Annotated in this window: 21 protein-coding genes; 11 read left to right on the forward strand and 10 right to left on the reverse strand. The window is 45.7% G+C overall.

The features are described 5' to 3' along the window. Window positions 1-453: 453 nt before the first annotated feature. Window positions 454-1,956, forward strand: coding sequence for a DASS family sodium-coupled anion symporter (locus H3S94_RS04315; protein ID WP_077994272.1), 1,503 nt, complete (start codon window positions 454-456; stop codon window positions 1,954-1,956). Between the two features lie 170 nt (window positions 1,957-2,126). On the opposite strand, the gene H3S94_RS04320 is transcribed toward H3S94_RS04315, so the two are convergent. After that, on the reverse strand, window positions 2,127-2,804 hold the full coding sequence (locus H3S94_RS04320) for a DJ-1/PfpI family protein (RefSeq protein WP_198240370.1): 678 nt from the start codon (window positions 2,802-2,804) through the stop codon (window positions 2,127-2,129). Window positions 2,805-2,864: 60 nt separating this feature from the next. Here H3S94_RS04320 and H3S94_RS04325 point away from each other — a divergent pair, with 60 nt between their 5' ends. Next, window positions 2,865-3,905, forward strand: a complete 1,041-nt coding sequence (locus H3S94_RS04325; protein WP_198240371.1) for a GlxA family transcriptional regulator — start codon at window positions 2,865-2,867, stop codon at window positions 3,903-3,905. Window positions 3,906-3,909: 4 nt separating this feature from the next. Here the strand turns inward: H3S94_RS04325 and thiD are convergent, their stop codons facing one another. After that, a complete protein-coding gene (thiD, locus tag H3S94_RS04330) occupies window positions 3,910-4,755 on the reverse strand; it encodes a bifunctional hydroxymethylpyrimidine kinase/phosphomethylpyrimidine kinase (protein ID WP_210327967.1) in 846 nt (281 codons plus the stop codon). Next, on the reverse strand, window positions 4,739-5,098 hold the full coding sequence (locus tag H3S94_RS04335) for a hypothetical protein (protein ID WP_149866708.1): 360 nt from the start codon (window positions 5,096-5,098) through the stop codon (window positions 4,739-4,741). The genes thiD and H3S94_RS04335 overlap by 17 nt, the downstream gene beginning before the upstream one ends. A 234-nt stretch (window positions 5,099-5,332) precedes the next feature. On the opposite strand from H3S94_RS04335, the gene H3S94_RS04340 reads away from it, so the two are divergent. The 7 genes from H3S94_RS04340 (at window position 5,333) to H3S94_RS04370 (ending at window position 11,976) form a co-directional block, all read left to right on the forward strand. Next, window positions 5,333-6,049 (forward strand): gluconate 2-dehydrogenase subunit 3 family protein, encoded by a 717-nt coding sequence (locus H3S94_RS04340; protein WP_077994262.1) that lies wholly within the window; start codon window positions 5,333-5,335, stop codon window positions 6,047-6,049. Between the two features lie 3 nt (window positions 6,050-6,052). Beyond that, window positions 6,053-7,822, forward strand: a complete 1,770-nt coding sequence (locus H3S94_RS04345; RefSeq protein WP_198240372.1) for a GMC family oxidoreductase — start codon at window positions 6,053-6,055, stop codon at window positions 7,820-7,822. Window positions 7,823-7,834: 12 nt separating this feature from the next. Beyond that, window positions 7,835-9,130, forward strand: coding sequence for a cytochrome c (locus H3S94_RS04350; protein ID WP_077994250.1), 1,296 nt, complete (start codon window positions 7,835-7,837; stop codon window positions 9,128-9,130). Between the two features lie 123 nt (window positions 9,131-9,253). Continuing rightward, window positions 9,254-10,060, forward strand: a complete 807-nt coding sequence (locus tag H3S94_RS04355; RefSeq protein WP_198230355.1) for a 1-acyl-sn-glycerol-3-phosphate acyltransferase — start codon at window positions 9,254-9,256, stop codon at window positions 10,058-10,060. A gap of 60 nt (window positions 10,061-10,120) precedes the next feature. Beyond that, a complete protein-coding gene (locus H3S94_RS04360) occupies window positions 10,121-10,795 on the forward strand; it encodes an energy-coupling factor ABC transporter ATP-binding protein (protein ID WP_198240373.1) in 675 nt (224 codons plus the stop codon). Further along, complete coding sequence (locus H3S94_RS04365) at window positions 10,792-11,412, forward strand: energy-coupling factor transporter transmembrane protein EcfT (protein ID WP_210327968.1); 621 nt, start codon at window positions 10,792-10,794, stop codon at window positions 11,410-11,412. The genes H3S94_RS04360 and H3S94_RS04365 overlap by 4 nt, the downstream gene beginning before the upstream one ends. A gap of 12 nt (window positions 11,413-11,424) precedes the next feature. Then, complete coding sequence (locus tag H3S94_RS04370) at window positions 11,425-11,976, forward strand: biotin transporter BioY (protein WP_198240374.1); 552 nt, start codon at window positions 11,425-11,427, stop codon at window positions 11,974-11,976. A gap of 116 nt (window positions 11,977-12,092) precedes the next feature. Here H3S94_RS04370 and H3S94_RS04375 read toward each other — a convergent pair whose 3' ends face one another. Then, on the reverse strand, window positions 12,093-12,542 hold the full coding sequence (locus tag H3S94_RS04375) for a universal stress protein (protein WP_077994243.1): 450 nt from the start codon (window positions 12,540-12,542) through the stop codon (window positions 12,093-12,095). Between the two features lie 378 nt (window positions 12,543-12,920). On the opposite strand from H3S94_RS04375, the gene H3S94_RS04380 reads away from it, so the two are divergent. Both H3S94_RS04380 and H3S94_RS04385 read left to right on the forward strand, forming a co-directional pair. Continuing rightward, complete coding sequence (locus tag H3S94_RS04380) at window positions 12,921-14,006, forward strand: D-alanyl-D-alanine carboxypeptidase family protein (protein ID WP_077994723.1); 1,086 nt, start codon at window positions 12,921-12,923, stop codon at window positions 14,004-14,006. After that, on the forward strand, window positions 14,003-15,097 hold the full coding sequence (locus H3S94_RS04385; RefSeq protein WP_246786402.1) for a GTP-binding protein: 1,095 nt from the start codon (window positions 14,003-14,005) through the stop codon (window positions 15,095-15,097). Before H3S94_RS04380 ends, H3S94_RS04385 begins: the two co-directional genes overlap by 4 nt. 486 nt (window positions 15,098-15,583) lie before the next feature. Here the strand turns inward: H3S94_RS04385 and H3S94_RS12090 are convergent, their stop codons facing one another. The 6 genes from H3S94_RS12090 to H3S94_RS04415 form a co-directional block, all read right to left on the reverse strand. Then, window positions 15,584-15,883, reverse strand: a complete 300-nt coding sequence (locus H3S94_RS12090) for a sulfurtransferase TusA family protein (protein WP_369805693.1) — start codon at window positions 15,881-15,883, stop codon at window positions 15,584-15,586. Beyond that, on the reverse strand, window positions 15,813-17,006 hold the full coding sequence (locus H3S94_RS04395) for a murein L,D-transpeptidase family protein (protein ID WP_077994233.1): 1,194 nt from the start codon (window positions 17,004-17,006) through the stop codon (window positions 15,813-15,815). The genes H3S94_RS12090 and H3S94_RS04395 overlap by 71 nt, the downstream gene beginning before the upstream one ends. Window positions 17,007-17,253: 247 nt before the next feature. Beyond that, window positions 17,254-17,460, reverse strand: a complete 207-nt coding sequence (locus tag H3S94_RS04400; protein ID WP_198240376.1) for a hypothetical protein — start codon at window positions 17,458-17,460, stop codon at window positions 17,254-17,256. A 340-nt stretch (window positions 17,461-17,800) separates the two neighbouring features. Next, complete coding sequence (locus tag H3S94_RS04405) at window positions 17,801-18,457, reverse strand: 50S ribosomal protein L11 methyltransferase (protein ID WP_198240377.1); 657 nt, start codon at window positions 18,455-18,457, stop codon at window positions 17,801-17,803. Between the two features lie 75 nt (window positions 18,458-18,532). Continuing rightward, window positions 18,533-18,958, reverse strand: coding sequence for an EVE domain-containing protein (locus H3S94_RS04410; protein WP_198240378.1), 426 nt, complete (start codon window positions 18,956-18,958; stop codon window positions 18,533-18,535). Continuing rightward, window positions 18,959-19,249: a YciI-like protein gene (locus H3S94_RS04415; RefSeq protein ID WP_077994210.1), complete on the reverse strand. Its 291-nt coding sequence runs from the start codon at window positions 19,247-19,249 to the stop codon at window positions 18,959-18,961. Window positions 19,250-19,251: the final 2 nt, after the last annotated feature.

Here is a 19,251-nt window from a genome sequence, read left to right on the forward strand (position 1 = left end):
TATCCGATCAAAGACATGACATCAACAAAAGTCTGGTTGGTTCGCGGTCACCTTTTCAAACAAACGAATTTCCGTGAGCGCTGTATTTTTTAAAAAATTATGCAAATCAAACATTTCTGAAATGGAAAATGGGTAAACCACGACCAATGCATAATAAGCCGATAGATCAATCGCAAAATAAATCTGCAAATGATCGCATAGCGAAAGCGAATATCGTGGATTTTATTCGTTGGATGCTCGTTCCCAGGATTCTATTTCCATCATTTGAATGATAAGCCGTGCGTTTCAAATCTGGATAATGTGGCAAGAAAAATCATATTATTGCCAGTTTCATTCAAAGTGATATTAAGATGTGGATGTTTCATGAGACCAAGGCTTCTTTTGACTGGTCTATAAACTGAAACCTTCTATATAAACCCCTTACTGGAGAAGCCTTCATAAAGGATTATATTGATGCAATCCCTAAGCAAATTAAACCAGAAACTATCGGAATATGTACCTTTTCGTATTATTCCCGGTATTATTTGTGTGCTCATTTACTGGGCTTTATACATGTCGCCGAAGCCTGCCGGTTTGACCGCAGAAGCTTGGCATTTTGTAGCCATTTTTGTGGCAGCTATTCTTGGCATCATTCTCAAGGTTATGCCTCTTGGCGTCATGTCGATGATTACGATTGCCGTGGTCATGTTGTCCAAGGTGACATCACCAACCTCTCCGAAAGCTGTTGCCGATGCGCTTGGTTCGATGGACAATGCACTCATATGGCTCATTGTTATTTCGGTCATTGTTTCGCGCGGCCTGATTAAAACAGGTTTGGGTGCGCGGATTGGATATTATTTCATCCGTCTTCTCGGTAAACGGACGATCGGTATCGGATACGGGCTTGCACTTTGCGAATTATTGCTTGCTCCTTTTACCCCAAGCAATACAGCACGCTGCGGCGGTATTATCCACCCGATCATGCGCTCGATTGCCCTTGCCTACGATTCTGTTCCCCAGAAAGGAACGCAAGGCAAAGTCGGCACTTATCTTGCACTTGTCAATTATCATGCAAATCCGATCAGCTCGGCAATGTTTATTACAGCGACCGCACCAAATCCGCTGGTTGTCAATTATATTGCCGAAGCAACCCATCAAGGTTTCACGCTTTCTTGGAGCACCTGGGCACTTTGCATGTTGGTACCGGGCATTGTTGCCATGTTGATTATGCCCTTTGTCATTTATCTGATTTCTCCGCCAGAACTGAAAGTCACTCCGAATGCCGTCACTTTTGCTCATGACGAGTTGCAGAAATTGGGTAAAGTCAAAGCTCCGGAAATTATTATGTTGCTCACATTCATTATTATGCTTCTGTTGTGGGCAGGTCTTCCGGCTGCATTGTTCGGCCCGTCCTTTGCGGTTGATCCGACAGCAGTCGCATTTGTCGGTCTCGTTATCCTGCTTTTGTGCGGAACACTGACCTGGGATGATGTGCTGAAGGAAAAAAGCGCATGGGATACACTTATCTGGTTCGGTGCGCTGGTTATGCTTGCCGGCCAGCTTAACAAACTTGGCGTTATTGCCTGGTTCTCTGACGGTCTTCGTTTCGCTATCGAATCAAGTGGAATGAGTTGGCCTGTAGCTATGGCTATATTGATCCTGACATTCATGTATACACACTACGTGTTTGCAAGTACGACAGCCCATATCAGCGCGATGATGCTGGCTTTCCTGATGGTTGGTGTTCACCTCATTCCCGCTGATTATGTCAATCTCTTTATGTTGCTGATGGCTGCTGCTTCGGCAATCATGATGTGCTTGACCCACTATGCCACCGGTACATCGCCGATCATCTTCGGTTCCGGCTATGTCAGTCTCGGCCGCTGGTGGGGCGTGGGCTTTGTGATGAGTGTCGTCAATCTTCTGGTCTTCGCAATTATTGGCGGTATCTGGTGGAAAATATTGGGCTATTGGTAAGCCTTTGGAACCATCATTTATCGATGGTTTCCTCTGGTCTGTTATAGAAATAGCGGAAAGCCCGCCAATTATGCTTGAAATGCCGGTTTATACCGGCATTTTTTTTGACCAGAATATTTCCGGAAACATCAATTTCACGGCTATCGGAAATTGTGGCGAGCAATAGCGTGTCAGAATCCGTGTTTTTCCTGCCATTTCCGGACAAGTTTTCTCCGTTCGTCAGTACTATTTTCCCGTTGAAGTTGTTCTACCAATGCCTTCGGGGCTTTCTCAGGTGTTCCACAATCAAATGGCGGTTCGGGATCATATTGCATGAGCAATTGAATTTTTTCGGCCGTTTCCTGGCCTAGAAGTTTTGCGATAATGACCAAGCCGAAATCAATGCCTGCAGTGATTCCGCCGGCTGTTATGATGTGACCATCGGCAACCACACGTTCCTCAACAGGAATTGCACCGAAAATCGGTAGAAATTCCATGGCGCTCCAATGGGTTGTGGCTTTGCGTCCTTTAAGAAGGCCGCTTGCACCCAGAATAAGCGAACCGGTGCAAACCGATGTGAGAAAGCGGGTCTCTTTTGCTTCTTTACGGAAAAATTCGAGAACCGGTTCGTTGTTCAAAAATTGATTGACGCCATTTCCTCCGGGAATGCACAGGACATCAAGTGGAAGGGCTGTGCTGATGTCATGATCGGGCGCAAAGGATAATCCGCTCGTCGTTGTAATCGGCTTCAAGCTTTCTCCGATGAGAGAAACTTCTATTTCAGGAGTTGAACAAAATTCATCATAGGGCGCGGCAAAATCCAGAAGTTGCATTTCATCAAAAATAAAAAATCCGGCTTTTATAGTCATAAGCGATCCCTTTTTAAAAATATGTTTTAAAAAACTATAGAGCGCGCTAAATTGGCAGTTATGACAAAGTCCCCACGATTTACGCCAAGTAAGAAATGTTCGATCGATTTTTCGGAAACTATTGCACCGGCAAGCATTGCACCGGCAACGATTGCTATCGTCTGTTTTAATGATGCGCAATTGCTCGACATTAGTGGACCTTTGCAGGTTTTTTCGAGTGCCAATGACATTTATGAAGGTGACGTGAAGCCCTACCGGCTTTTGACAATTGCCGAAAATGACAAGATTAAAACGACAAGTGGTCTCGAATTGGCAGTTGAACCTTTGTCCTTGGCTCCCGATCAGCTCGATACGCTTATCATCAGCGGTGGTCGCGGCATCAACCGCTTTGCCGGAAACAAAGCGATACTTCAATGGCTTGATATGATGAACCGGAAAACGCGGCGCACAGCATCAGTCTGTAGCGGTTCTCTGGCATTGGCAAAACTTGGGCTACTTGACGGAAAAAAAGCAACAACGCATTGGAGCAGGATAGACGAATTCCGGAGGGATTATCCATCGGTTTTATGGACAAACGAGGCAATTTTTATTCGCAATGGCAAAATCTGGACATCTGCCGGAATCACCTCCGGTATAGATATGGCTTTGGCAATGGTGGAAGAAGATTTGGGGTTCAATCTGGCAAAATCCGTTGCCCGTCAATTGGTTGTTTATCTGCGTCGTCCGGGCGGTCAAAGCCAGTTCAGTGAACTTCTCGATTTTTATTGCGAGGATGAACGATTCAATCTCCTCAATCAATGGATTATGAAAAATCTTTCCCGTCCCTTGTCGGTTGCAATGCTTGCCGAAAAATGTGGTATGAGCGAACGGAATTTTTCCCGCCTTTATACCCGTGATACGGGGTCATCGCCAGCCAAAGCAATAGAGCTTTTCCGGCTTGAGGCTGCAAGACAATATCTTGAACAGAACTGGTCGATAAAAAAGACAGCCCGCCAATGTGGTTTCGGTAGTGAAGAAACTTTAAGACGGGTTTTTCAACGTCACCTTCATGTTTCGCCGCAAAATTATCGCGACCGGTTTTCACGACTTCCGGACGAATGACGGTTCAATCGCCGATCATCCCGTCTTGCCATAATTCATAAAAATGGTGAACAGGCCCATGCCCGTGTCCGACTTCGAGTTTATTTGAAGCGGCAAGTGCACCGGTCAGATAGCGTTTGGCAAAACGGACCGAATCAACCAGTGGTGTCGTTGGTAATAAAGCGGCAATGGCTGCCGAGATCGTGCAACCTGTGCCATGGTCATTTTTTGTCGCAATGCGTGGAGCTTCAAGTTCGATAACACCGTGGCGGTCACAAAAAATATCGGGGCTTGTCGGGGTTTTGAGATGCCCGCCTTTAAGGAGGACAGAACGGCATTGAAGCTCCAGAATATCGGGCGCACACTTCCTCATTTCTTCAAGTGACCATTCCGGTTTTGTTTTGAGAAGCACGGCAGCTTCCGGCAGATTGGGGGTGATAATGGCAGACATCGGAACAAGTACATTGCGAATAATTTCTATGGCATCGTTTTCAAGCAACAAGTCACCGCTTTTTGCTACCATGACAGGATCAAGAACAATATTGCTTGCGCCATAATGCATAAGCTTATCGGCAATCACTTGGGCAATTGCGGCATTGGCTACCATGCCGATTTTTACCGCATCGACTTTGATGTCCTCGAAAACAGCATCAATCTGGTCGGCTACAAAATCGGCATCCATGGCTTTGAACGCCCGGACACCTTGCGTATTTTGTGCGACAACGGCTGTGACAACACTCATGGCGTAAGTTTTCATGGCCGAAAAGGTTTTGATATCGGCATGCATTCCCGCGCCTCCGGAAGGGTCGGTTCCGGCAATTGAAAGAATGCGAGGAATCACGGTTCCGTTTTTCTTAACTGGTGACGTCATTGCAGCGTTTTCCTGTCCACTCATATTGGGGAATGTTTAAATCTGTGCCCCAAAGGCCTTCAAATTCATCAAATTTTTCATCAAATTTTAAAATAGCTAGTCCCGTGCCATATTTATCATTCCATTTGACTGTCCGTTCACGGCCCTGCTTTTTTATGACTTCCTCAATCGTTCCTTCCGTTACCTCGTCACCGTCGCGATAAGTCATTTTGCCGATCAGGCGACCGTCTTTCGTTTTCCCGATCACAACTTCGGAGCGAACCAGATAACCGGCATTATAGACAAAACCGCAATAGCGCCCCTCCGGCCCGTCAGGCAGCTCGCCAGCAAATGAGAAGGACAACCAAAACACCAGCCAAAAAGCGCTAAAGGCCAAGATTTTCATGAAGTTCCGTTTTACCGCAATTCCTGTTTTACATTTTTTCCGAACATAAACGATAACGGAAAAATAGAAAATGACAAAAAATGTGACAACCAGCTGAAGGTTTATCACTTTTCCGGAGCTCACACTCTTGTTGCTTAAATCTCGCCACAATTCGTGTAACGAGGGCAGTGTAATTCGCTCGTGGAGGTATTTATGACACGAAAAAATTTGAACGAAACCAACCTGTCCATTACAAGACGTGGGCTTCTATTGGGGGCAGCAGCATGTGCTGCCGCTGCACTATCGGCCCGTCATGTAATGGCACAGCCACAAGGGCCAGTTCCTTTACAAAACTATCAGCGGTCGTTTTTCAACGCTGAAGAGTGGGCCTTTGTGATGGCCGCTACTGCCCGAATTATCCCGTCAGACGGGAAAGGACCGGGTGCTTTGGAAGCACGTGTTCCGGTTTTCATTGACAAGCAATTGGCTGATCCTTGGGGGCAAGGTGACCACTGGTATAGACAAGCGCCTTTCAATCGTGATGCGCCCCGTTACACAGGCTATCAGGCAGAACCTTCACCTGCCGAAGCCTATCGTATTGCCATTCCGAAGATCAATGAATGGTGCAAAGCCCAATATGGTGCAATTTTTGCAGAGCTTCCCGCTGAAAAACAGGATGAAGCTTTAAAGCGTGTCGAAAAGGATGAAGTCGAAATTGCCGAATTGCGTTCCGGTGATTTCTTCTCGTTCCTTTTGCAAAACACCAAGGAAGGTTATTTCGCCGATCCCCAATATGGTGGCAATTATGACATGGCTGCATGGGTTTACATCGGGTTCCCTGGTGCACGTGCAAGCTTCCTCGAATGGGTCGAAAAGGATAATGTTCCTTACAAACTCGGGCCCGTTTCACTCTCAGGTCAAAGGGCTTAAATCATGACACAAACAATGAAGAAGAAAGACGTTGTCATTATCGGCCTCGGATGGACCGGTGCAATCAGCGGCATCGAACTTGCAAAAGAAGGTCTGGAAATTGTCGCACTGGAACGCGGTGAAGACCGCGATACAGTTCCGAGTTTCGCTTATCCGAAACCGGCTGACGAATTGAAATATGGTGTCCGTCTCGGCACTGCCGTCCGTCCGCGCGATCATACAGTAACGATTCGCAGAGGACTGGATCAGGTTGCTCTCCCCTATCGCCAATTGGGTTCTTTTCTTCCCGGTATCGGTGTTGGCGGGGCAGGTATCCACTGGAACGGCATGACATGGCGTGCACAGCCGGAAGAGCTCAGAGCCCGTTCCTATATCGAGGAAACCTTCGGCAATATTATTCCTGAAGATATGACAATTCAGGACTGGGGCGTTACCTATGACGAACTGGAAAAACATTTCGATATGTTTGAAAAGGTCGCAGGCGTTTCGGGTACTGCCGGCAATCTGAACGGTAAAATCCAGGAAGGTGGCGATCCTTTTGAAGGCCCGCGCAAGAATCCTTATCCTATGCCGGCTTTGCCTTATACTTATAACGGGCGGCTCTTTGCAGAAGGTGCAAAGAAAATCGGCCTTCATCCGTTCCCTTGCCCGTCGGCTATCGCTTCCGAGGCTTATACCAACCCTTATGGTATGCAGATGGGGCCTTGTAACTATTGCGGTTTCTGCGAACGTTATGGCTGCCTCAATTATTCAAAAGCTTCACCGCAAGTCAGTGTTCTGGCTGCTTTGAAGCGCTATAAGAATTTTGAATATCGGGTTAAGTCGGAAGTCTTGCGTATTGAAAAATCCGCAGATGGCAAGACTGTAACCGGTGTTACTTATGTCAATGAAAAGAATGAAGAGTTCTTCCAACCGGCCGATCTCGTCATTCTCGGCGGTTTCATGATTAACAATGTTCACCTGTTGTTGCTCTCCGGCCTTGGTCAACCTTATGACCCGATCACCGGTGAAGGTGTTATCGGCCGTAACTACGCCTACCAGACTGCTATTGGCGGTGGCACATTGTTCTTCAAGGATAAGGTATTCAATCCATTTGTCGGTACCGGTTGTAACGGTTCTTATCTTGATGATTACAGCTTCAACCAGATCGATATGGCAAAAGAAGGCTTTATCGGTGGCAGCCGTATTTCGTCAGGCCAGACCAACGGCCAGCCAATTCGCAATATGCCGTTGCCGGGTGGCACACCGGCTTGGGGTGCGGAATGGAAGAAGGCTATTGGCGATTGGTATGGGCATGCCATGTCGATCAGCCAACACGGTTCGGTTATGTCCTATCGTGATGCCTATCTTGATCTTGACCCGACTTATAAAGATAAATTCGGTCGTCCGTTGATGCGTATGACATTCAACTGGCACAATAATGAAATCAGGATGTCGCAATTCATCACAGACAAGATCAACAAGATTGCCGATGCAATCGGTCCTGATAAATATCGTCAGAATCCGGCGATGAAAGAAGGCCAGCAATATGATACCCGCATTTATCAAACGACCCACACTGTGGGCGGTGCGATTATGGGTACAGACCCCAAACGTTCGGCATTGAACCGTTATCTCCAACACTGGGATTACCACAATCTGTTTATTCCGGGTGCCAATGCTTTCCCGCAGAATATCCAGCATAATCCTACAGGAACGCTCGGCGCTTTGACCTATTGGATGCTTGAAAATATCAAATCCGATTACCTCAAAAACCCGCGGCCTTTGGCATAGGAGAAACATCCGATGAAACGTTTAATACAAATTATTATTGGATTGGTAATCCTTGCAATTATTGTCATTCTGGCAATCATGTTTGTGCCAATCAAACGAACAGGCCCGACAGAAGCTCTTTCTCCGGACTTCAAACCGGAACAGGGACGGGGTGAATATCTTGCAAGAATGGCCGATTGTGCAGCCTGCCACACCGCACCCGGTGGCCAACCTTATGCAGGTGGTCGTGAAGTCAAAAGTCCGTTCGGCATTATCTATTCATCCAACATCACACCGGATGAAAACGGTATAAAGAATATGACACTTGACCAGTTCCGTGATGCTTTGCGTGACGGTATCGGCAAAAATGGCGAGCTTCTTTATCCGGCAATGCCTTACGAAAACTATCGCAAGATCAGCGAGCCCGACATTGTTGCACTTTATGATTATTTCATGCATGAAGTGAAACCGGTTAGTGCCAAAGTCAAAGAAACCAATCTGTCATTTCCGTTCAACCAGCGTTGGGGAATCCGTCTTTGGAACTTCTTTGCGATTTCCGGCAAAGGTGGTTTCGAGCCACGCTTCAACGATGCGAAACTTGATCGCGGTGCCTATCTTGTCGAAAGCTTAGGCCACTGTGGCGCATGCCATACACCGCGTGATTCCATGTTCCGCCAATCGGGAACGAATAGCGATAGCAACAAATTCCTGACCGGTGAAACGATTGACGGTTTCTATGGGCCGAATTTGCGTAGCCCGAATTCATCCGTTGCGAATTGGACAGCAGATGATTTGAAGGCCTATTTGCAGACAGGTCGTAACAGTCATTCGGCCGTTGTCGGTCCGATGACGCTCGTTGTCGAAGAATCAATGCAATTTGCAACCGAAGACGATCTTGATTCGATTGTTGCCTATCTCAAACATATTGCACTTCCAGGTGACGCATCAAAACAGGTACGTGATCCGAAAAAGACAACAGATATGTTGACTGAAGCCAAACCGGATATGGCACTTGGTGCCCGCCTTTACATGGACAATTGCAATGCTTGTCACTTTGTAAACGGTAAAGGTGCAAAAGGTGTCTTCCCCGAGCTTGATGGTGCAAAAATCGTCAATGCAAAGGATGCAAGCGGATTGCTGCGCGTGATCGTTAACGGTTCTCGTATGCCGTCGACTGAAAAACGCCCTGCCGATCTTGCAATGCCGGGCTTTGGCTGGCGCATGAATGACGATGAAGTTGCAGCACTTGCTACTTTCTTGCGTTCGAGCTGGACCAATGATGCTCCGGCAGTCACAGCCGCAGATGTCGCCAAGGTTCGCACGAAATAATAAAGTGTGAAAATTGCAAACAAATTTGAAAACGGCCTACGGGCCGTTTTTTATTGAGGTGTTTTCTCGAAAGATTTTGCTCTATAAGCAAGATTGATTTGAATAGCTTGAAATGGAAACATTATGGTTCTTGCAATCCGGTCAATCCTGTTTACGGCAGCATTCTATGTGACAACTTTTGTCCAGATGATTCTTTATGCGCCGTTCTACTTTTTTCTTCCGCGCAAAAAAGCATGGATTGTGCCCAAAACATGGGCGCGAGTGAATTTATTTCTGCAAAAACATATTGCCGGAACGGATTTTGAAATCGAAGGCCTCGAAAACCTGCCAAAAGGTGCCTACATCATTGCACCAAAACACCAATCGGCATGGGAAACGTTCGGCCTCGTTCCTTTTCTTGATGATCCCTCGCTCATTATGAAGCGTGAATTGACATGGATACCGATCTTCGGCTGGTACATGTTGAAAACCGGCATTATTCCCATTGATCGCGGCTCGCCTTTGAAAGCCATGAAGGCGGTTCTCACCGGCGCCAAAGAAAAAGCGGCAGAAGGTCGCCAGATTCTGATTTTTCCGGAAGGTACGCGCCGTCAACCGGGAGCAGAACCTGCTTATAAACCCGGTATTGTTGCTATTTATAATGAACTCGGTTTGCCGGTTGTGCCTATTGCCCACAATGCCGGGCTTTATTGGCCGCGTGGCAATTTCCGCCGTTATCCGGGAAAAATTCGTGTCCGCGTTTTGCCACCTATTGAAGCGCATCTCAATAAACGCGAATTTTTGCCGCGTCTGATAAAAGACACCGAAAGTGCTTGTGATGAACTGCTCGTGAAGGCCGCGCTTGATCCGAACCCGCCGGCTATGCCGCCGACAGCGGTCAAAAGGCTGAAAGAGTTGGGCGTTGACTGGACAGGGCCAACCCGCGACTAGCGCTTGAACTATTGGTCGGATCGACAGAAAATTCTTCATTAATCGGGGTATTCCACTGACATGATTGAACTTAAAAATGTTTGTGTCGAGGCGGGTGGCCACAAGATACTCGATCATTTGAATTTGAAACTTTCCGAGAAGCGGATTGCTATTATTGGTGCCAATGGTTCGGGCAAAAGTACCTTCGTGCGATTGCTCAACGGTTTGCGATTACCAACATCGGGTGAAGTGCTGGTGGATTCACTCGACAGTCGCAAATATGGCAAAGACATCCGTCGCAAAGTGGGTTTTGTCTTTCAAAATCCCGATAATCAGATTGTCATGCCGGTGGTTGAAGAAGACCTTGCATTCGGTTTGAAAAATATCGGTGTTGAAAAAGCCGAAATCGCGAGACGGATCGATTATGTGCTTGACCGCTTCAACCTTCAAGCTGCGAGGTTGCAATCTGTGCAAAGTTTGAGTGGTGGACAAAGGCAATTGGTTGCACTTTGCGGTGTTATTGTCATGGAACCGGAAATCATTGTTTTCGACGAACCCACCACCCAGCTTGATCTTTCCAACAAACGAAAAATGACAGAAACAATATTCGGTCTTTCCCAGCAAGTTATCGTTGTTTCACACGATCTTGATATGCTCAAAAACTTCGATCGGGTTATTGTCATCGACCATGGTAGAGTTGTCCATGACGATATACCGGAAAAGTCAATCAGCTATTACGAGGAGGCGATGGCATGATTGATCCGAGTTACGGGACGACATTTATTCATCGGCTTCCGGCCGGGTTGAAACTTGCTATCGTTTTTTTTTGCAGTATCGGGCTGTTTTATCTACCATCACTTTTATTGGCGGTTTGTTCTCTCATTTTTGTTTGTTGTCTATTTTTTCTGGCAGGTTTTCCGTTATTGCAGCCGGTTTTCGAGCTGAAGAAAATTTTATGGTTTCTCGTTGCACTCTTCATTGTTCAATATTTTTCAAACAATTTGGCAAGTGCTGCACTCGTCATCATACGACTTTCAAGTCTGTTACTGCTTGCCACACTCGTAACATTGACAACGCCATTTTCAAAAATGATGGCCTGTTTCGAGAAATTATTTTCATTTACGCGCTTCTTTGGCGTAAATCCTGCGAAAATCTCGCTAGGGCTGTCGCTCACTTTACGATTTATTGCAATCTTTTCGGATATTGCCAAAGATGTACGCGAAGCACAAAAAGCACGAGGGTTGGAAAATAATGTGTTTGCGGTCATTATGCCGGTTCTGATAAGAAGCTTGAAGGTTCAAGCCGATGTGGCAGCCGCAATCGAGGCGCGTTGTTTTGATGAAGATGTGAACAATAAAAACGGGAAAAATTGAGCGGGGGAGAGAATGTCTATTCGTGATATTGTTGCGGTTGCGCTTTTTGCGGCCTTTATTGCAATTTTAGGATTTTTACCGGCCATTCCGGTTCCCGTTATTCCGGTTCCCATTACTGCGCAACTGTTAGGAATTATCCTTTCCGGTGCGGTTTTGGGGGCAAAAAAAGGCTTTGCGGCCTGTCTTTTATTTCTTGTATTGGTAGCAGCAGGACTCCCGCTTCTATCCGGCGGGCGTGGTGGCATCGGTGTATTTTTTGCGCCCACAAGCGGTTATCTTATCAGTTTTCCGTTTACTGCGGCCTTTATCGGCTATTTCTTTCATGTCTTTCGCAAACAACTGACACCCGCCAAACAGATATTGATTATGATGGCGGGAGTTTTTTGTATCGATCATTTGTTTGGCGTTGTCTGGCTCACCATGATGAGCGGGCTTGATTTTTCCAAAGCTTTTTTAGGTGACCTTATCTTTGTGCCTGGCGACATGGTAAAGATTATTCTCGCCTATTTGATTGCAACCCGTCTGCGCAAAGCTTTGCCGGATTTAATGGGGGCAAATCAATAAAAAGCAGGCTGAATAGACAAAAGCAAAATTCATAAAATAAATTTATGGAAAAATGTGTGCTTCATAAAAAAAAGCGGGCATAAAGCCCGCTTTTAACAGTTCGTTGAATGAAATGATTATTTAATGACCATAACCGGACGTTCACTCATGGCCAGAACTTCGGAAGCCTGACTGCCGAGAATAAGACGATTAACGCCACGACGCCCATGCGAGGCAATGATAATAAGATCCGCATTATGTTCATTTGCTGCATCAACAATGCCGGCAGCAGCAAGTTGGTTTTCTGCATGAACGCCTTTTGCTTTAACGCCCTGTTTTTCGGCCTTATTGAGTGCACCTTCAAGAATCTTGCGTGCACCATCTTCCATTTCTTTACGGAATTCGTCAAAAGCACCGGGGCTGGAAGCCCATTCTGCGCCGACGACAATGCCGTAAGACGGCATCAGACTAGTTACTGTCACAACGAAAAGTTCACCGCCGGTTTTCTTTGCAAGTTCGACGGCTGCATCAACGCCACGGCCAGCAAGTTCCGAACCATCCGTTGCCACAAGAATACGTTCATACATATTTATTTCCTTCCCTCTTCTATTCGGACTTATGCCCTACCACGCAAATAAGAATTATCTCGCTCCGCTTCAATAATTTTAAAGCTAAACTTGTCCGAAGTATACTATATTTTATTCGCGCTTCCATATCGGGGCAGGAAAAAACATTTGTTCACAGCTAAGCCGTTCTTGAAGGCGGCTATATCCGGTAAATTCGCATCAATTTACGTGCCAATCGCCATATTTTTATGCGGTTTTGAATTTTATGAGCTATAGGATTAATAAGCTTCATCTGAAAATGATAAGATCTATTTTTCCGGTCAAAAGCCGGTTTCAAGAGAATCGCTAATGAAAACAAAAGTCCAATCAGGATCCGAAAACCAAACCGGATCTTACAATATGTGTAAAATAACGGGTCTACCCGTCCTTTTTATAATGTTTTTTATAAGTTTGGCTGTTGCCCATGCCAACCCTTATATATCGGTGGATGTCGCAAGCGGTCGTATTCTTGCCCATAATGAAGCATTCGACCGTTGGTATCCTGCTTCCTTGACAAAGATGATGACTGCCTATGTCACTTTTCGGGCACTCCATAATGGCGAGGTTACGCCTGAAACAAGAGTAACGATAAGCATGGCAGCCGCAAAGCTTCCACCCAGCCATTCGGGATATAAACCGGGTTCCGTTCTTGACCTTGATACAGCCTTGTCAATCACCTTGGTAAAATCCACCAATGATCTTGCAACAGCGATTGCCGAGACAGTTGGCGGCTCCGAACAGGCTTTTGTTGTACGCATGAATGAAGAAGCCCAAAGACTTGGCATGTTCGGAACACATTTTGCCAATGCCAACGGCCTTCCCAATCCCGATAATTATTCAACCGCCCGTGACCTTGCCGTTCTGGCGGTACAGATCCGTCGGGAATTTCCCCAATATGCCCATTATTTTTCCATACCTGCAATTGATTTCGGCGGCGGGCGCAAAGTCGAACAGAATTCAAACAATCTGATCGGCCGTTTTTCCGGTGCCGATGGCATGAAAACCGGTTTTATATGTGCGTCCGGATTTAATCTTGTCGCATCTGCCACCCGCAACAAACGCACAATTATCGCGGTAGTTCTCGGTGCTGATCGTATCGACCAGCGTGAAGCTCTCGCCGCCAAACTTTTGAACGACGGTTTTTCGAGCCAAGGCTCGTCACAAACAACACTTGCAACTTTGCAGCCTTATGGAACGAAACTAACGCAAATTAGCGATATTAAAGACCGGATATGCAATGATGATGCATGGAAAGCACGCATGCAGCATCGTGATGAAAAGGGGAAAGTGGTTTTCGATTCTCCCTATATTTCAGCGCGGCCACTTGATGTTACACCCATGCAGGTTCGGCTGATTTCGGCACCGGCGCCTGCAAAACCGGGTGAAATACCGGCGTGGAAAATTCCTGTTCCGACACCTCGTCCCCAATCAATGGATGCACAATGACGAATTCGATGAACCGTATCGCTGTTACAATTTTTACAGGTTTTTTAGGGGCGGGCAAAACCACTTTGCTTAATCGCGTTTTGAAAGACCCGATGCTCACCGATACAGCCGTTATTGTTAACGAATTTGGCGAGGTTGGAATTGATAACCTTCTTGTTGAACAAGCCGATGATGGCGTTATCGAATTATCCAATGGCTGCCTTTGTTGTACAATGCGTGGTCAGCTTGTCGATAGTCTTGCAAGTCTTGTCGACCGGCTTCAAACAGGTCGTATCAAACGCTTGAACCATGTTATTATCGAAACAACAGGCCTTGCCGATCCCGCCCCCATTCTGCAAGCTTTGTTAGGTCACCCCGCAATGGTTCAGGCATTTGTCATAGACGGGGTTATCACCGCTGTTGATGCCGTCAATGGACTGGAAACTCTGGCAAGGCATAAAGAAGCACGCAATCAGGTTGCATTGGCTGATCGGATTGTTCTCACCAAAACCGATCTTGTTGAAGATAAAAAAACTCTCGAACCATTGATGAGCGAACTCGGCAAACTTAATCCCATGGCCGAAATTCTTTATTCCGATGCTGCCCATTGCCCGCCTTCGGCACTCGTCAATATCGGCGTTTTCGATTTGAACAAGAAAGTGCCGGATATAAGAAACTGGCTTGGTAAGGAAGACGATCACGATCACCATCATCACCATCATGATGTCAATCGCCATTCCGATACGATTCATGCTTTTTCTCTCACCCATGACAAACCTGTTCCCTATTTTGCGCTGGAAGCTTTTATAGATCTTTTGCGCGCCAATCACGGGCCAAAATTGTTGCGTATGAAAGGCATTGTCGAGCTGGAGGAAGACCCGTCACGTCCGGTTGTCATCCATGGTGTCCAGACATTGTTCCATCCGCCGGTTCGCCTGCCCGAATGGCCGGAAGGCCGTCATGAAACGCGGCTTGTTGTGATTACCGACGGGGTGGATGAAACCACAGTGCGGGAAATGTTCGACGCTTTTTTGGGGAAACCTGTGCTTGATAAGGCTGATCGGGCAGCAATAACAGATAATCCGCTCGCAATACCGGGCTTCAAATTTTAAAGTGAAGAAAATTATCTGCACAAATACCATTTTGTTTTGGCCGTAAAATTCATTCCTTTCCGGTTTGAATGATTTACGGCTGCGGGTAAAATTCCAGGTGAAGTACGGGTTAAATAGCCCGACAAAATTTTTTGCAACCGGAAACAGCATTTCAAACAATAAGTTAAAATAATCCGAAAACATCGGTAACAAATAGAGAAACCTGAAAAAAATCTTATTAAAGAAGATTCTCTAAAATAAACATAAAATCAATTTAATATTGAAATTCATAACTTAAACAATTGTAATTAATAAATAATTTTCATGAATATCGTGATAAGCAATTAGAAATTGAATTGTTTAATTATATGATGACTTATTTAAATATTTTTAATATATGAACTTTGAAATGTAAATAAAATTTAAAAATAGAATTGATCTTCTCATAACAGAGTAATTTAAAGTATTATTCCGGAAAAGCCGATTTACGTTCCGGTCGATCACTTTTCAAGTGTTCTGTCGTGGAATGATAAAAAGATGATGAATGTGATTTTCCAGACGTTTTTTAAAATCATAATTATTATGTTGGCAATAATTGGCAATGTCCAAAGGCGCCAACGGGTCATCGCTTAATATGACAAGCGTTATATTATTGGGGAGTAAATGCCGCTTTTTTCTTGCCTTCAAAAGAACAAGCGGGCATTTCAGCCCGCATAAATCATATATAAAACTTTTTTCAACCACCAAATAATTTCCAGAGCGATTTCTTTGTTTGTGGTTCGCCTGCCGCCGGAGTAACCGGCGCACCGGAATTTTGTGCTTCCTCTTCGGCAAGCGACTGGCCAGCGACTTCAGGTTTTTGTGCCGGTACAACTGTGCTTGCTGTCTTTTCATTGGAAACAGCAGCTTTTGACGCAACGGCATTTTCCTTTGCTATATCCGGCGCGTCAGGTGTTTCTTTCGATGCCGGTGTCAGTGACGGCGGCTCGCGCGATACTTGTACACCGGAAGCACGTTTACGGCTCCAATCGGCAACCAGAGAAGCTTCTTCCACACCTTGAATTGTCGGTGCCGGTGCTTTCATTTTCTTTTCGCGGGCAGATGAAAATGCATCATCATATTTCTTTTGATATGATGCAAAAGCTGTCTGCAATGCTGCATCGGGTGTTGCAACCGGACATACGCCTGCCGGTGTCAAAGCCTTGCCATCGGTATTGCGGTTGAAAACATAGCGTTTTTCACAGACATCAACCTTTGGCGGGCGTTTTGTGACTTCAAAAATGTCATAGCCTTCTTTCAGCATTGTCCAGAATTTATAATTCGGATCATTGCGGTAACGAGCCATGTTTTCGGCAGTCATGCGGAATGGAAAAGCTTGAAGCTGGAATTCACGTTGTCCACCTTTGAACGAGTCACGCCCGAATGCGTAAATCTGAGCAATATTTTCATCGCTCATCGAATAGCAGCCGGATGACGAACATGCCCCATGAACCATCAAATGTTGGCCGGTGCGACCGTTGACCTGATCGTATGCGTTCGGAAAGCCGATATTGAAAGCCAGATAATAGTTTGAATTCGGATTCATCTGGCTTGGACGAATTGTATAGAAACCTTCAGGAGCCTGCCGGTCTCCTTCCATATATTTAGGTCCAAGTTTTCCCGACCATTTGCATATGTTATAGGTGGAGATCAGGTCATATTTTCCGGTGCGTGTCTGCTTCCATATCTCGACGACGCTTTCTTCCTTGAAAACCCGCACAACGATAGGCGAATATTTTTCCATATTCTTGGCAACCATCTTGTCTTGCAGCTTTTTCGGCAATTCTTGTGTCGCTTTACCGATTTGCGGCAAGTTCGATGATTCCTGGCAACCACTCAGAAAAGTCGCTGTAAGAAAGAAAGAAGCAAGAAGCGCAGTTCTAAATTTCATTCATAAAGCTCCGGATGAGCAGGTCCTCACCAATACCAGATTCAATCGAGGTGATTTCATCCATTTGAAAGATGAAACCTGACCAGTTGTGTTTACTATAACATAACACCAAAAAAATTAAACATCCCCTAAAAAGCCCGAATTTCTATAGCCACGAGAATATAACAATCCGGTTTACCGCCGTTTTTTCAATATTATTGTTTTCGCGGCCGCGGTGCCTTACCCGATCTTTTCAAGTTTTGAACGGCTATTCAATTATGGTCGGGACATATGAACCCGTTGAAGCGGTGACCGGTTTTTCCGGATTTTTCCTGAAATTGTGGTCGTCCATGACAGCAAATGGAACAGAAAATTTTGCCATATTATCAGCCACCCGGCTGCTGGCATTATTTACCACCACAATCACAACAATGAAGGCAATTGCCAGTGAGAGAACTGCCCGGATAATGCGCATCAACCACATATCTGTTCTTCTACCTTCTTCGAGGAGCCATATTCCGGCCTCCTCTTGCCAGCTCTTTTAATCTTTCAATCCGGCTTTTATTTAAAGCCTGTCAGATAAAACCCCCGACACGGCTCAAAGCCGGTCAGATAAGATTATTGCCTATATTGATAATATAGTGATTTGAGGAACGACTTCTAAGGGGTAAAGGTTGCGAATTTTAAAATTGGTGAAGATATAAGTCGGTCAATCAGGACGGTTTCGAGTTTTTTCCCGTCTATTGCTTGAACAGGCATGGTTTCACGGGAAACCCGTTTGTTTGAACCGGATTTTCAAAAAACCGTTTTATTTTTTACGGTTTCATTTGCCAGATTGTTACATGCTTGAAACTGTTATCTTCTATTGCTTTTGAAACATGTAGTTTGAAAGATGTTTTTGCTTCCATCCATTCGACCGGTAGATAGGCGCGTGCAGGATCGCCAACGAATATGACGGTTTTTGATCTGTCAAAGAGTTTTAGCCAGCTTATAACCGTTTCGCTCATTGTTTTGTCATAAAACACATCACCTGCGAGGATAACATCGAAAGAGTTTTGAAAGTGGCTACCATTTTTGACAAGATTGTTATTGTCGATTTCGATTGATACATGATTGAGGCGGGCATTAAGCCGGATTGCCTCACATGCAAAAGCATCAATATCATTGGCAAGAACCAGAGAAGCTCCCGCTTTTTTCGCAGCAATGCCGACAAGCCCCGAACCGGACGCGAAATCGAGCACTTTTTTCCCCTTTACTGTTTCGGGGTTTTCCAGAATATAGAGTGCCAAAGCTTCGCCGCCTGCCCATGGAAAAGCCCAAAAGGGTGGATCCAAGCCGATTTTTCCCATTTCCGCTTCTGTCATATGCCAGAGGTCGTGGATTTCATCGGCCTGATACAGTTTTATCGCCGGTATATTGAGACAGGGGAGTGGTGAAGTGTTTTCAAGGATAAATGTTTCTTTGTTTATCACAGTGGCAAAACCGGTCCGACCGAGGGCAATTTGACTAAGGGCAATTCGACTAACGGCAATTCTGCTAAGGAATTGTCAAGGAGCCGGTAAAAGCCCTCCCATTTTACAGACTTCCAACCATTCATCTTCGCGTACCGGCTGCACCGAAAGGCGCATGGATGTCACCAAAGACATATTGGCAAGTTTCGGATTGGCTTTGACAGCTTTCAAAGTAACGGGTTTCGGCATGTCGCAAACAGCGCAAATATCGACACATTCCCAACGCGGATCATCGGTGGTCGAATCGTGGTGGGCGGTTTTACAAACTTCGACAATGCCAACGATTTCCAGCCCTTCATTGGAGTGGTAAAAAAAGCCTTTGTCACCAAGTTTCATGGCTCGCATATTGTTGCGTGCCTGATAGTTGCGCACACCGTCCCACTGTTCTCCTTCGGCGCCTTTATTTTTTTGCATGTCCCACGACCATTTGAATGGCTCGGATTTGAATAACCAATAAGCCATTTAAGCTTCCTCGGGATTATTGACACTCCAGCGCCACGGACGGATTTTCATATCACTGAAGAGACCGGCTTTTGCATAAGGGTCGTTTTCGGCAAGACTTTTTGCTTCTTCCGGTGATTTTGCCTCCACAACAACCAAAGTGCCATCGGGTTTTTCATCAGCATCAAGAAACGGACCGGCAAATTTGAGAGTTTTGCCAAGGCTTTTCAAATATTCGAGATGCTTCGGGCGTATTTCAAGACGAATATGCAAATGGTCTTTTTTGTCATTGCAGATAACGGCGTAAAGCATTG

It is taken from the genome of Bartonella sp. B10834G3 (assembly GCF_016102505.1).
GTDB classification, from domain to species: Bacteria; Pseudomonadota; Alphaproteobacteria; order Rhizobiales; family Rhizobiaceae; genus Bartonella; species Bartonella choladocola.